At 35.9% G+C, this 13877-nt stretch carries 13 protein-coding genes; 7 read left to right on the top strand and 6 right to left on the bottom strand.

Annotated elements, in window-relative coordinates; all coding sequences use genetic code 11:
- Positions 1–23: 23 nt before the first annotated feature.
- The 3 genes from QF028_RS20660 (at position 24) to QF028_RS20650 (ending at position 3877) form a co-directional block, all read left to right on the top strand.
- Positions 24–947: an FTR1 family iron permease gene (locus tag QF028_RS20660; protein ID WP_429468328.1), complete on the top strand. Its 924-nt coding sequence runs from the start codon at positions 24–26 to the stop codon at positions 945–947.
- 69 nt (positions 948–1016) lie between these two features.
- The gene (locus QF028_RS20655; RefSeq protein ID WP_429468325.1) at positions 1017–2480 is read left to right on the top strand and encodes a hypothetical protein; all 1464 of its coding nucleotides are present in this window, start codon (positions 1017–1019) and stop codon (positions 2478–2480) included.
- Positions 2481–2530: 50 nt separating this feature from the next.
- Positions 2531–3877 carry a UDP-glucose dehydrogenase family protein gene (locus QF028_RS20650; RefSeq protein WP_429468322.1) on the top strand — a complete coding sequence of 449 codons (1347 nt, stop codon included), beginning with the start codon at positions 2531–2533 and terminating at the stop codon, positions 3875–3877.
- A 27-nt stretch (positions 3878–3904) separates the two neighbouring features.
- On the opposite strand, the gene alr is transcribed toward QF028_RS20650, so the two are convergent.
- The 3 genes from alr to QF028_RS20635 all read right to left on the bottom strand — a co-directional run bounded on the left by alr (position 3905) and on the right by QF028_RS20635 (position 7645).
- The gene (gene alr / locus QF028_RS20645; RefSeq protein WP_429468319.1) at positions 3905–5083 is read right to left on the bottom strand and encodes an alanine racemase; all 1179 of its coding nucleotides are present in this window, start codon (positions 5081–5083) and stop codon (positions 3905–3907) included.
- A 60-nt stretch (positions 5084–5143) separates the two neighbouring features.
- A complete protein-coding gene (gene ald, locus QF028_RS20640; protein WP_429468316.1) occupies positions 5144–6277 on the bottom strand; it encodes an alanine dehydrogenase in 1134 nt (377 codons plus the stop codon).
- A gap of 129 nt (positions 6278–6406) precedes the next feature.
- A complete protein-coding gene (locus QF028_RS20635) occupies positions 6407–7645 on the bottom strand; it encodes a PucR family transcriptional regulator (RefSeq protein WP_429468313.1) in 1239 nt (412 codons plus the stop codon).
- Between the two features lie 332 nt (positions 7646–7977).
- Between QF028_RS20635 and alaP the strand changes: the two genes are divergently transcribed.
- Together alaP and QF028_RS20625 are read left to right on the top strand one after the other, a co-directional pair.
- Entirely contained in the window at positions 7978–9378 is a 1401-nt protein-coding gene (alaP, locus tag QF028_RS20630; RefSeq protein WP_429468310.1) for an alanine permease AlaP, read from the top strand.
- Between the two features lie 173 nt (positions 9379–9551).
- Positions 9552–10355 (top strand): 5'-nucleotidase, lipoprotein e(P4) family, encoded by an 804-nt coding sequence (locus QF028_RS20625; protein WP_429472438.1) that lies wholly within the window; start codon positions 9552–9554, stop codon positions 10353–10355.
- A 77-nt stretch (positions 10356–10432) separates the two neighbouring features.
- On the opposite strand, the gene QF028_RS20620 is transcribed toward QF028_RS20625, so the two are convergent.
- The 3 genes from QF028_RS20620 to QF028_RS20610 form a co-directional block, all read right to left on the bottom strand.
- Complete coding sequence (locus QF028_RS20620) at positions 10433–10798, bottom strand: cytochrome-c oxidase (protein WP_214999924.1); 366 nt, start codon at positions 10796–10798, stop codon at positions 10433–10435.
- 151 nt (positions 10799–10949) lie between these two features.
- Positions 10950–12206 carry a DUF445 domain-containing protein gene (locus QF028_RS20615; protein WP_429472436.1) on the bottom strand — a complete coding sequence of 419 codons (1257 nt, stop codon included), beginning with the start codon at positions 12204–12206 and terminating at the stop codon, positions 10950–10952.
- Between the two features lie 330 nt (positions 12207–12536).
- Positions 12537–12848 (bottom strand): HesB/YadR/YfhF family protein, encoded by a 312-nt coding sequence (locus QF028_RS20610; RefSeq protein WP_429468307.1) that lies wholly within the window; start codon positions 12846–12848, stop codon positions 12537–12539.
- Between the two features lie 288 nt (positions 12849–13136).
- Here QF028_RS20610 and QF028_RS20605 point away from each other — a divergent pair, with 288 nt between their 5' ends.
- Together QF028_RS20605 and QF028_RS20600 are read left to right on the top strand one after the other, a co-directional pair.
- The gene (locus tag QF028_RS20605; protein WP_429468304.1) at positions 13137–13394 is read left to right on the top strand and encodes a CGCGG family rSAM-modified RiPP protein; all 258 of its coding nucleotides are present in this window, start codon (positions 13137–13139) and stop codon (positions 13392–13394) included.
- Between the two features lie 125 nt (positions 13395–13519).
- The gene (locus QF028_RS20600; protein ID WP_429468302.1) at positions 13520–13816 is read left to right on the top strand and encodes a hypothetical protein; all 297 of its coding nucleotides are present in this window, start codon (positions 13520–13522) and stop codon (positions 13814–13816) included.
- The last annotated feature ends 61 nt before the right edge of the window (positions 13817–13877 follow it).

The following is a 13877-nucleotide window of genomic DNA, read 5'->3' as shown; positions in this document are numbered from 1 at the left end:
CACCATTGGGGAGGGACTCGGCTGTGGAAATTCAAGCTCTATTAATCACATTCCGTGAAGTGTTAGAGGCGTTATTGATTGTTGGCATAATAACTACCTATCTAAAAAGAGTGGACCATAAGCAATACAATAAATATGTTTGGTTTGGAGCAGGTCTTGCCGTATTAGCTAGTGTCGGGGTTGCCCTCCTATTCCAAATTGTTTTTACAGGATTCGCTGCAATGGGAAGCGAAATGTATTTGAAAATAGGAATTATGCTCGTTTCGACCGTATTATTAACCCAAATGGTTTTCTGGATGGCAAGCCACAGCCGTGATTTAAAAGGAAATATGGAAGGGAAAATGAATAAATTCATCTCCACAGGTAACGTAGTTGGAATGGTAATCCATTCTTTTCTAGTCGTCCTTCGTGAAGGGGTAGAAACCGTATTCTTTTTTGCTGCAATTACAGGTGGAAACATCGGCGCAGCCATGCAGGGATGGGGCGCGATTACTGGTGTGGTGATAGCAATTATTGTCTCTTATTTGTTCTTTAAAGGAACGATGAGGATTCCTTTAAGCACTTTCTTCAAGTTAACCGGTGCTTTTATTATTCTTATATCTGCTGGACTACTAGTACAAGCGATTTCCATGATGCAGGACCTTAATATCATTGGCAGTGTACTTCCACATGTGTATGATCTTACATGGTTCCTGCCAGAGCATCCGATTGATTACACACATTACCTTCGTGATACTGGTTCGGCTCCGATATTATCCGGGGATATTGGAATATTTCTAAAAGCTCTGTTCGGCTATTCTTCTATGCCTTCTATTGAAGAAATATTGGCTTATATCGGATACTTTGTCGCAATTTTATTGCTTACCTCTTCCAAACCTGCAGGAAGCAAGCAAACAAATAAAACGAATGCAAAGACAACTAAAATTCTTGAGACACAAGTGAAATGAATTTTTGAACATTTAAAGTACAAGGCCGATGCCTTGTACTTTTTCTCTAGATCAGGTGGTGGATATTTATTGTTCAAAAGTGGTTTAAAAGGTCCCTTTTTATTAGTGATAAGTGTTGCAGCTATAATTATTGTTTTTATATCCCAACTGTATTTTATTAATCCATATACCTCCTCATGGGATCAGGTAGATTTTGCACTGGCCGTGAAGCGCTATGATTTAATGGCTATGCAGCCGCACTTCCCTGGATATCCCTTTTTTATTTTAGGAGGGAAATTCATTCATCTGTTTGTAATGGACCCATCAAAAGCATTAACGATTTTTAATGTCTTTTGTTATGCTAGTTCTGTTTTTCCCTTGTATAAGTTGTCCAGGAGATTCATACAAAGATCATTTGCTAGTTTATCTACAGCACTTATTTATTCAGCAAGCTACAGTGTTATAATCGTTAATCAGCCAATGTCAGAAGGCGCGGCACTGGCAGCATTTTGGTGGTATTTATGGAGCCTTCTATTGGCTTTAAACAAAAAAGATTCAAGAGCGATCTTAATACCATTAGGTTTTTTGAGTCTTATGCTAGGAATTCGCCTTTCATACTTACCCTTTGCAATCGGTATAATCTTTCTGTTTTATTGGAAAGTAAAAAAAGATGGATTAAAAATGAAATTGATCATATTTTACTTGATCTCGGGAGTCATCTTTCAAGCAATATGGGTAATTGGTCTTGTCATTTCAGAGGGGAGTATAATCGGTTTTATTAAGCTTTCTTTAGCGTTTACCAGCGGTCATTTCAATGAGTGGGGAGGAACGGTAGAGGCAGCTGATATTGGTTTTTTTGATAGATTTATCATTTTTTCCTCAAAGAACATCCTATGGACAGGTATTGCAACTGAATCAGTGCTTAGTGCGGTCATTTATACTTTCCTTCTCATTTATATATTTATTAGGGCGTTCAAAAAAACAAAAAAAAGATGGCCATATATGAACCTACTTTATATATTGTTTAGCAGTTATTTTGGTTGGGCACTATTGGCTCAAAATGTAGAAAAAGCAAGGCATGCGCTCCCGCTTGCGGTCTTATTGATATTTTTCCTGTGTATTCGTCTTTTTTCAGAAAGAATCCCTTTTTTAGTCGTGGGACTCAGCATTTTCGTCCTTGGCCATCAGGTAAATCAAAATGTAACCCTATTAGCGACGGAAGCTAAAGAACCTCCAGCTGTTTATAAAATGAATGCATTTATTGAGAAAATGAATGAACCTGTTATACTCTACACATGGGAAGAAACGAGGGTGTTACAGTATTTAGAGGTTCCATATACACACAAAAGGATAGAAACTTATCAATATTTCCGGTATGATGCGAAATATTTCCAAGGAAGGACCGTACTACTTACAGATAAAGTGATTCAAGGATTTAGGTCACAAGGTATTTCAATAGATGGGAAAATTAAAAAGGTAGCAGCTTTTCATTCCAACGGGCTTTTTGATCCAGTTTATCATGAAATAATTTTATATAAATGGATGGAGAAATGAACTGAGTAGTAATTAATAAGAAATACTCAATATGGAAAGGAAAATCTTCATTGAAAAAAATAGCCATTGCTGGAACAGGATACGTTGGACTAGTTACAGGGGTTTGTTTAGCAGACATCGGCCATGATGTGATTTGCGTAGACCAGGACCATCATAAAATAAGCACATTAAACAATGGGTATCCTCCAATTTATGAGCCAGGATTAAATGAAGTGATGTTGAAAAATATGGAAGAGGGGCGGTTACGGTTTACAACTAGCCCATCTATTGGCTTTAAATCGGCTGAAATCATTATGATAACAGTAGGAACTCCTCAAAATGAAAATGGCTCCCTTGATTTACAATATATTGAACAGATTTCTAAAGAAATTGGCAGGTCAATAAAGCGAAATAACGTCATTGTCGTTACAAAAAGTACGGTACCAGTGGGAACAAATGCAAAAATTAAAAATTGGATTCAATCAGAATTGCAAACAAGTCTTAAATTTCAAATCGTTTCCAATCCTGAATTTATCAGCCAAGGGTCGGCAATTTATGATACTTTTCACGGAGACCGGATAATTATTGGATCTGATTGTAAGGAAGCCCTCCATTCGTTGGAAGAATTATATCAGCCGTTTGGTATTCCCATTTTTAAAACGGATACGAATAGTGCTGAATTAATAAAAGTAGCATCAAATTCATTCTTAGCTTTAAAAATTAGTTACGTAAATGCACTCGCAAGTATTTGTGAACATGTTGGCGGAAATATTGAAGACGTATCATTTGGAATGGGGATGGATTCAAGGATCGGATCATCATTTCTTAAGGCTGGAGTAGGTTTTGGCGGCTCATGCCTGCCGAAAGATACCCACGCACTAGTTCAAATGGGTAATGATGCGGGAGAAGCTTTTAACCTCATTGAGGAGGTTATTGAAGTTAATAAAAGACAGGAACTTAAACTAGTGGAAAAGGCCCTGAACCGATTTCAAAGTTTACGTGGAAAAAAAGTTGCATTACTGGGGCTTTCATTTAAACCTAATACAGACGATATCAGGGAAGCAGTTTCGATTAAGTTAGCCAAGCGTCTAGTTCAAGAAGGGGCGATAGTAATTGCCTATGATCCCGTCTCAATTCCAAATGTGAAAAAGGTTTTAGGAAAGCTAATTTCTTATGCAGATACGGTCGAGCAAGCTCTCATGAATGCTGACCTTACGTTTATTGTAACTGAGTGGGATGAAATTAAAAATGTTCCATTAAATCTCTTCCATGAGTTAATGAAAAAACCCGTTATCTTTGACGGGAGAAATTGCTTTCAATTAGAATCTATAAAAAAATATCCAGTTGAATATTATTCAATTGGCAGACCTAATGTAATTGGAGAGATAAACACGGTGTTACAAAACAAAGGCAGCTAGTTAGAATAGCTGCCTTTGTTATTAAAATCATATATTACTTTGTACATTCTTTGCAGGTTTGAATAGGTCATTGTAGTTGTCATACACTCGGGGGACTCTTTTCCCAATTAAACAAACAACCTCATAATTGATGGTGCCCATTAAATGGGCAATTTCGTCCACGGACTGAAATGAGGAGCAGTTTTCTCCAAAGATGGTGACTACATCACCAACAGAACAATTTTGTATATTTGTAATATCGATCATCGTTTGATCCATGCACACCCTTCCTGCAATAGCGGATTTTTGCCCATGGATTAAAACCTTCCCACGGTTTGATAGGAGACGGGAAAGTCCGTCAGCGTATCCAAGCGGAAGGGTAGCGATAAGACTTACTCTTTCCGGCTTCCAAGTCCACCCGTAGCTGATTGCTTGTAAAGCTGCTACTTTTTTTATGGCTGCAATTTTCGTTTTGAAGGTCATGGCCTGCTTTAGCTGGATGGAGTGGTTTTTTAACGAAGCATCTGGATATAACCCATACAAGGAAACTCCAATTCGAACCATGTCCAGATGCATTTCTGGAAATTTCATTGTTGCAGCACTGTTGCAACAATGTTTTATGGGTATATAAATACAGTTGTTTTCCAAATATTCTACTATTGATTGAAATTTATTAAACTGTGCATATGTAAGGTCGCAGTTTTCACTATCTGCATTAGCAAAATGAGTAAATACCCCTTCAAGACAAACATTTTTTGCTTTTATGGCCTTCTTAGCAAGAATTAGTGCATCATCACTGGAAGTAACGCCAATCCTGGACATACCAGTATCAATTTTCAAATGAATAGAAGCAGTTTTGCTTAAGCTATCCGCTTGGACAATGACTTCATCCAATACTTCATGGTTAAAGACTGTTAGCGTGATATTTTCTAAAATGGCAGCCCTAATCGAACGTGTCGGAGTATACCCGAGTACGAGAATGGGTTGTGTGATCCCAGACAGTCTAAGTTTGATGGCCTCATCTACAAGAGCAACTGCTAAATAATCTACACCAGCTTCAATCGCTGTTTTTGCAATTTCAATGGCCCCGTGTCCGTATCCATCTGCTTTAACCACTGCCATGATTTTTGCATGTGGGTGAACAAACTGCCTAAACTGTAGATAATTATTTTTAATATGGTCTAGTGAAATTTCAGCCCATGTATCGCGGTAACTCAATTGATTCATGTAAACCATCCCCTTTAATCAAAAATCCCCTCAAGAGTTTCTTGAGGGGAATAACTACAATCAAATCGTAGCTAGTTCTTTTTCTAATGCCTTTTCGACTGTTACATAATCAAACCCTAGATCTTTTGCTACTGCTTCATAAGTGATTTCTCCGTTGGCAACGTTAACGCCAAGATATAATGCAGCATTTTCAGAAATGGCTTTGAAAACCCCTTTATTTGCGATTTGCAATGCATATGGAACAGTAACATTGGTTAGTGCTATTGTTGAAGTTCTTGGAACGGCGCCAGGCATATTTGCAACAGAGTAGTGTACAACTCCATGTTTGATAAAGGTTGGATTGTCATGTGTTGTCACATGGTCGATTGTTTCAACAATTCCACCTTGGTCAATAGCAACATCGACAATCACTGAACCAGGCTTCATCGATTTAACCATTTCTTCTGTAACCAGCTTAGGAGCCTTTGCACCAGGGATTAATACTGCTCCGATTAGAAGGTCAGCTTCTGCCACTGCTTCAGCAATATTGAGAGGATTAGACATTAATGTTTTGATTTGATTTCCAAAAATGTCGTCTAACTGACGAAGACGGTCAGCACTTAGATCAATAATTGTTACGTCAGCACCTAAACCGATGGCCATTTTAGCTGCATTGGTTCCAACAATCCCACCACCAACAATGGTAACTTTTCCACGGTTAACTCCTGGGACACCAGCAAGGAGAATTCCAAGACCACCATTATTTTTTTGTAAGAACTGTGCGCCAATTTGAGCAGCCATGCGTCCAGCTACTTCACTCATTGGTGTAAGCAGTGGAAGAGTCCTGTTTACAGAAACTGTTTCATAAGCAACTGCGATAACACCTTTTTCTTTAAGAGCTTTTGCTAACTCTGGCTCAGCTGCAAGGTGTAAGTAAGTAAATAAAATTAAACCTTGGCGGAAGTACTTATATTCACTTGAAAGAGGCTCTTTCACTTTCATAATCATATTTGCTTTTGTCCATACCTGTTCAGCGCTATCTATAATCTCAGCACCAGCTTTAGCATAATCGTCGTTAGTGAAACCGCTTCCAATTCCAGCGTCCTTTTCCATTAACACAGTGTGGCCGGCATTTAGGAATGAAACAACACCTGCTGGAGTTAGTGCTACACGATTTTCATTATTTTTAATTTCTTTAGGTACACCTATAAACATAATCTTATTTCCTCCTCTAGTTACATTAAAGTGTTTTGCTATGGCTAAAGTATAGAATGTTTGCCAGAGAATTTCTTTGTTTAGAAAAGAGAAAGATTTTCATTCTTTTTGGGGATTTTCACAAAAAGTTCAAATCCCCTGATATTTTTCCAGTTTTAAATCTAGGTAGAGGATCATTTTTTGGTTAGGATCCTTGAAATTTACATCACCAATTTCGGTGATTCTCTTAAGTCGATAATTTAATGTGTTAGCATGGACATTTAATTCCTTGGCTGCATCATTAATGTTGTTATCTTTATTTAAGAAAACCTCTAATGTTTCAATTAAATTGCTGTTGTGTTTTTGGTCATATTCATGAAGCAGTTTTAAGGAATAATTTTCATATTCTTCGGTTTGTCTTTTTTCTAAAATAAGATCAAAAATTTGATATATTCCTAGTTTTTGATAATTATAAATGTCCTTTGTTTCAATTGGAAATTTTTCTTTAATTGATAAAACCGCCAATGTTTCCTTATATGCTTTGTTTGTTTTTTGATAATCCTCTTTAATACTGCTATATCCTGGTTTGATCCCCTTAATTCCATATCTTTCACTCATTTGCAGGACAAAGAATTTCGCAAATTGATCAAGTTCATTGAAAGGGTTTTCAAAATTGGTAACAGATACCAATAGAATTAATTGATTGCAGTCTATTGTATAAAGAGTAATTTTTATCCGTTGATTTGTTTTCAAAAGATATGAGATGGATTGCTCTACTTTGTTCGTGATATTTTCATGAAACTGAAAAACAAGAACCGCATAAGAGGTCGGCGGTGTAAGTTGTAATGAATGGAAATGTTCGAAAATTTCCTCTTTTGCTTTCAGATGACCTGTTAATAGCTTCCAAAAGAATTCTTGTGAACGTTCTTCCTTTTTGTTCTTTCTCGTCTGAAGCTGTAATAGTTTATTTTTTGCGGAATCTGCTGCTTTTTTTAAAAGGATGAAATCATCAGCCGTTAATGTTTTATCAATTTCTATTGCCCAAATAAATCCGATCACTTCATCATGCTTCCATATAGAGATAGCGACTCTATGGTTAAGCCCTATATCATTCATGTTTTTCACACGAATAGGCTCTTGGGTCTTTAGTAAAGCAGGAATCGTTCCTTCTTTCCATAATTGATTAATGACTTTTTCTGGAACTCTCCGGCCTATGATGGTAGAAATTCTTGCTGGATCTGTACGTTCATCATGTGTACTATAGGCAAGTAGGCGGTGGTTTGCATCCTCAATTGTAATAGGGCACATTAGTACCTGACTAATAAGGTCGGCAAATTCATCTAAGCTATCAAAGGCAGTCTTAAATGGGTCATGTAGTCTAGTATTCAAAATGATTACCCCCGGATTAATATATAATGACATATGGTAGTCTTGTTCAGTTCATAAAATGCCTTTGTTTAATTTTACAAAAAATATAAAATAATTTCATTTATTTTAACAAAATAAATAATATGCTATAATGTTAAAATGATTTAGAGTAATCCCAAAAGAGTAAATATTTTTATAATTGCCATTTTGAAAGCGTTATCATTAGGAAAAAAAGGAGGAATTAGTGATAAAAAGCTTAAAAGTGAAGCCTAATATTGCTATATTAATAAAGAGAAGAAATTATTTCATTGGGATGAGAGAATTTTGAAGTTTATTCATAAAGGGGGATTTATATGAGTAAAAACACTCATGGGAAAGAGCTACATCGTGGTTTAGAAGAAAGGCATATTACCTTGATGTCCTTAGGGGCAGCCATCGGGGTAGGACTATTTCTTGGTTCTGCAACAGCCATTAAGATGGCGGGACCAGGTATTTTGTTTGGATATGCTGTTGCTGGATTAATTATGTTTTTTATTATGCGTGCCCTGGGAGAAATGGCGATTCAAAAACCGGTTGCAGGTTCTTTTAGTAAATATGCGCGTGATTATTTAGGACCACTTGCTGGATACATAACAGGTTGGAATTACTGGTTTTTATGGGTCGTTACCTGTATGGCAGAGATTACAGCTGTAGGAATTTACATGGAGTATTGGTATCCGGATGTTCCACGGTGGATTTGGGCACTCACCGCACTGGTGGTTATGGCGACTGTCAATTTCCTTGCGGTAAAAGCGTATGGTGAATTAGAATTTTGGTTTGCGCTAATTAAAATTGTTACGATTATTGCGATGATTGCCATCGGAATTGGAATGATTTTCTTTGGTATTGGCAACGGTGGTATTGCTACTGGAATTAAGAATTTATGGGATCATGGCGGGTTATTCCCTAATGGGATTAAAGGCGTATTATTATCTTTACAAATGGTTATGTTTGCCTATTTAGGGATTGAAATGATTGGGGTAACTGCAGGTGAGGTTAAAAATCCTGAGAAATCTCTTGCAAGAGCAATCGATTCTGTTTTCTGGCGTATTCTAATTTTTTACGTGGGTGCTTTATTTGTCATTATGTCTATCTATCCATGGGAGGAAATTGGTACAAAAGGAAGCCCATTTGTACTGACCTTTGAACAAATTGGGATACCGGGAGCAGCAGGTATTATTAACTTCGTAGTATTAACAGCAGCACTTTCGTCCTGTAACAGTGGGATTTTTAGTACGGCACGGATGTTATTTAACCTTGCTCAGCATGGTGAGGCACCACAGAATTTCGCGAAGGTCACAAAAAGTGGTGTTCCAGGGATTGCAGTAGTTGCTTCTGCTGGTGCGTTATTGATTGGCGTGGTCTTAAATTATATTGTTCCTGCAAAAGTTTTTACATGGGTTACTAGTATTGCGACCTTTGGTGCGATCTGGACGTGGGGAGTCATTCTTTTATCACAAATTCGCTATCGTAAAACCTTAAAGTTGACTGAGACGAAAGCTTTAAAATATAAGATGCCACTTTTCCCTTTTACTTCATATATTTCATTAGCCTTCTTAGCTTTTGTCATTGGGTTAATGGCTTATAATCCGGATACGAGGATTGCATTAGTAATTGGACCGTTATTCCTAGTATTCTTGGTTGCAGTTTATTATGCAAAAGGATTTCATAAACGAGATGCAATCAAGGATAAAGTAGAAGAACGAGTTAGTTAATTTTATATATGAATAAACATACATGAAAAACGCAGTGGGTAAAAATCCACTGCGTTTATTATTTGATTAACTTAAATTTGCTGCATTTCTCTCAACAATTCCGAATCGATGATTGGAATTTTTCCTATTTCACATACTAACATTAAAAAATAAATGAGGGATTGGTGTTGGTATTGAATAAAATTATTACCCTGATAGCAGCAACATATTTAATTATATTCCTAACTAGTGTTCATGCAAATGCAGAAACAGCTGAAAATTTGTCTGAACAAAATACGATGTCCGTACTTTGGTTTCAAAAGGCCGGGGAAGCAAGAGGATTATATTATCAAGGCTATAACATTGGAAGAATGAGATTGGACGAAATCATGAGTAAAAAAAGGAGGAGAAATACCTTAAAGCCGGCAATTGTCCTTGATATCGATGAGACCATTTTAAATAACAGCCCTCACCAAGCCTGGTATGTAATGGCAGGAAGAAAAATCCCGTTTAATTGGAATGAATGGTTCAAGCGGACAGAAGCAAAACCGCTTCCGGGAGCAATTGAATTTTTGCAGTACGCAAATTCATTAGGAGTGGAGATTTATTACATTTCTAACCGTTATCAATCACAAAAAGATGCAGCTATTAAAAATTTACAGAGTGTAGGGGCACCACAAGCTGATACAGACCATGTATTATTACGGCAGCCTGGTGAAATAGGGAAAGAAACGCGCCGCAGGCAAGTAGGGAGAACACATGAAATACTTCTATTATTTGGCGATAACCTTGGAGATTTCAGTGGTTTTGATTTGTTATCCGTTTCAGAAAGAAATCAAGCAGTGGACAGGTATAGGGAGGAATTCGGTAAAAAGCTGATTCTGTTTCCAAACCCAATGTATGGTGATTGGGAAGGCGCCATTTATAATTATGATTACAAGAAATCTGATGAAGAAAAAGCCAAACTAAGAAAGAAATTCTTGGAAACATACCGTTAGAATAAAAAAGACGCCAGAGAAGGCGTCTTTTGTCTGGACGAAATAAAATAAATACTATCATAGACAACAAGAGCAACTCAATTCCTTACATTTTTAAGGATATTGATTGCAAAGACAATGATACCTAATACCATCAGGGTCCCACCTGTAGCTACTGCAGGCGCGGCACTTTCCGTTCCGGTTACTAAAAAAGCGAGTCCAATCATCATAATGGGAAGAGAAATATTATGAAGCCAAAAGTGAACCTTTGCCAGTGTTGTTTCCGCAGCACCTGGAAAACCAATATAGATGAGACCAGCGACAGCCATAGTCAGCCAGCCTAATAAATTAATATGGGCATGAACCGGTGTGAAGTCGAAACTTTCCGTCATTGACATATACATACCCATGCAAACCCCAATGACAAAATACACAACAGAGATTTTAATCAACCTAATTGCCATTTTTCCGCCTCCTCTTTTAATCCTAAAAGATATGACTACAGTACTAATTATGTTGAAATACTCTGAAAAATAACTTTGATTTCAAGAGGACAAAGCAAGAATTTCATGGACGAAAAAAAGCTACCAATAAATGGTAGCTTTTTGCTAAGCATTAAAAAAGTGCTTTAATTCCTACTAAAACAATTCCTATTAAAAATCCACATACTGCACCATTGACACGGATCCATTGAAGGTCTTTTCCAACGTTAGTTTCAACCATATCGATAAGTGTTTTATCATCTAGTTTTTCTAAATTTTCTTTAACAAGCATTCCTATTTTTGAATGATTTTTATCAACAAAACTAAAAATATGATTTTTAATCCAAGCTTCAATAAGGTTCACTTTTTCTGGATTTAATTCGATACCTTCTAAACCCTTTTTAATTAAAGGGAGGAGATAATCATCATAAAAGGCAGGTTTTTCGACAAAGTCATAAGCTTTTTGCTGGATCTGACTTAATAAATCAGTAATTTGTTCTTGCAACTCCCATTTATCTACTAGCTGGGATTTAAAGTTATTAAGTTCTTCATAAATCTTTTCATCACTTTTTATTGATTGCAGCTTTTTATTCAAATGAATCAATAAGGTATGTCTATTTTGATTTAAGGGGTCACTATAGCTGGCTACACCTTTTAGGATAAGACTTTGGATAATGTTCCCTAGCTTTTCTTCATTAACAAGGTTGCTAAATGACTTTAAGGCAAATTGCATAAAACCATCTGCCTTAATATTTTCCACCGCATCTACAGCCAAGCCACCAAGTTTGTATTTTGTACTTTCTTTCCTGGCCCATTCATCAATTTCTTTTAGGATATAATCTAGTACCTTTTCATCATATTTTCTAAAACTAATCTGGTCGATAAGCAAGGGGAGATAATTCTTGCTATCCAAGTCGTTAATTCGTAATTTTAGTTCTTTTTCTAGAAGCGGAGCAAATTTTTTTATATCAAATATTTTTATCAAATGTTTAGAAATCATTAGGAAAGACTTTTGAACGGCTTGTGATGGTAATTCATTATAGATGATCTCAAATAGTTTTTTAGTAAAATTTATGGTGTCTATTTTTTTTCGAATACTCTCTTTTGTTAGCCAATCATTTTCTAACATTGAAATTATTCCAGCAATAATTCTGTTACGATTTTTGGGAAGAAGAGCAGTATGTGGAATAGGAATTCCTAGTGGATGACGGAATAATGCGGTTACGGCAAACCAGTCAGCCAGTCCTCCTACTAGACCGGCTTCAAATCCCCCTTGTAGGATGCTCCCCCAGATTGAATTCTGTATCGGAATAGTAGCTAAAAAGCCGATTCCCATCACAGCAAGAAAAATTGTCGCTAAATGCCGTGTTTTATTCTTACGATTTAACATCATGAAACCCCTCGTTTTTTGAGTATATTATTGTCTAATGCTATTATCTCAATTTTACAGAAAAAAAAGCAAAAAAAAATACTTAATAATGGCTTATTTGCTAAATACTTGTCGGATTAGGAAAAAACTAACATAAATATTTCTTAAAATGCAGTTTTAAATGCTTATGTCGCAAAGGCAACAAAGCGTCCTTTACCCAAGGTGAAGAAAAACTTGGAAAAGTATTTGAAAGTGAAAAGTTACTAGCACCAAGCATAGATAAACAAGTAAGCTAATGAAACTTAAAAAACAAGCCAGATGTACTATGCTGGCTTGTTTTTTTTATTGATTTTAAGATACGGCTGCTCTTGGGAGTTCATTATATTGGACGACTAGTTCATTTGAGTGATGATCAACAGTTAAGCACGTTTCGGTATCTTCGAAAAACCAAACATCATTGACTTCGATAAAGAAGGTAATTCCATTTACTACATTTGTATAACCAACATGAGCAGGTTTTTCAGCAGAGAAAGCAAGGCTAAATCCTTTGTGCTTAATTCCGAAACCAGCATATTGAGGAAACATCCGAATGCTAAATGGTTTATTAAATTCGAATTCTCTTGTGAACCATGAGGCAGCTCTTTCATCGATAGAAATAAACATCTAAATGCACCAACCTTTTCCTATTAGTTAATGATTCATAAGGAAAGAAATGGATGTATAAAAAAGAACCTAGATAAAAATTGATTTCCATTTCCCTATATTGAAAGAGTATAACTTTTATTTAGTTTTGCATGTGATAATATTCACGGACTTTCTTCAGGTATCTTAATTATTTAAAAATGTTCAATTTTTTTCCTTAAAATGTTTACTTGTATGCGAAGTATCACTACTTATTTTTTATAAAAGGTTTAAATATAACTAATAAATATTTCTTTTATGGAGGATTATATGGATAAAGATTGGACGAAGGATTTAGAGCATGATGAATACGAATTTAATATTGATCTGATCATTAAAGATGCATTGCAGGCAATGGAAGAAACGAAAAAGGGGCACTTTGTAAATCTAGTGACAGTTGAAACATTTGGAAACCCTGTTGATTATATACAGCCTCTACTAGAGGAGTTGTATCCAAATCAGGTAAAGATTAAATTCATTGATCAGTGTGGATGCGGTGGATATGTATTAAGGGTTTGGAAAAGTTAATTTTTTATGTCCATTTATTCTAAAATAGATGATCATTTATTCTACCGTACAAGTGTTGCTGATATTGTAACATATATATAGTGAAAATAATGTTACGATTAAGGCAAGAAAAAGGGGGTTATACAATGGTGAAGGAGTTCGATAAGTTAACAGAAAATGATAATGATATTAAAAGCTTAATTCAAACATTCAATGAAACACTAGATAATATTGAAAAACGACTATCAAGGCTTGAAAAGATGGATAGCATTGAACACCGTGTAGAAGTCAACCAGATTGACCTTTCCGATATTAAAGAATCTCTTCAGCGGATTGAAGAATCAAACAATAGCGATATACAGCATATCAGCCGACGTCTTGATTCGCATTTAATTAAAATCGCAAAAGTTGAAGAAGATATGATTATTATTAAATCAAAATAAACATCAACTATATAAAAGCAAAAAAAGATCAGAAACCAGGGTTCTGATCTTTTTCGCTCTT

This window comes from Neobacillus sp. B4I6 (assembly GCF_050434045.1).
Lineage (GTDB): Bacteria > Bacillota > Bacilli > Bacillales > Cytobacillaceae > Neobacillus.
This window is presented reverse-complemented; position numbering and strand designations above follow the sequence as displayed.

Coding starts and splice junctions, on each gene's coding strand:
- alr (WP_429468319.1), bottom strand. CDS start 5,083: ATGAATCAATTGAGTTACCGCGATACATGGGCTGAAATTTCACTAGAC.
- ald (WP_429468316.1), bottom strand. CDS start 6,277: ATGTTTATAGGTGTACCTAAAGAAATTAAAAATAATGAAAATCGTGTA.
- alaP (WP_429468310.1), top strand. CDS start 7,978: ATGAGTAAAAACACTCATGGGAAAGAGCTACATCGTGGTTTAGAAGAA.
- QF028_RS20620 (WP_214999924.1), bottom strand. CDS start 10,798: ATGGCAATTAGGTTGATTAAAATCTCTGTTGTGTATTTTGTCATTGGG.
- QF028_RS20615 (WP_429472436.1), bottom strand. CDS start 12,206: ATGTTAAATCGTAAGAATAAAACACGGCATTTAGCGACAATTTTTCTT.
- QF028_RS20610 (WP_429468307.1), bottom strand. CDS start 12,848: ATGTTTATTTCTATCGATGAAAGAGCTGCCTCATGGTTCACAAGAGAA.
- QF028_RS20605 (WP_429468304.1), top strand. CDS start 13,137: ATGGATAAAGATTGGACGAAGGATTTAGAGCATGATGAATACGAATTT.
- QF028_RS20600 (WP_429468302.1), top strand. CDS start 13,520: ATGGTGAAGGAGTTCGATAAGTTAACAGAAAATGATAATGATATTAAA.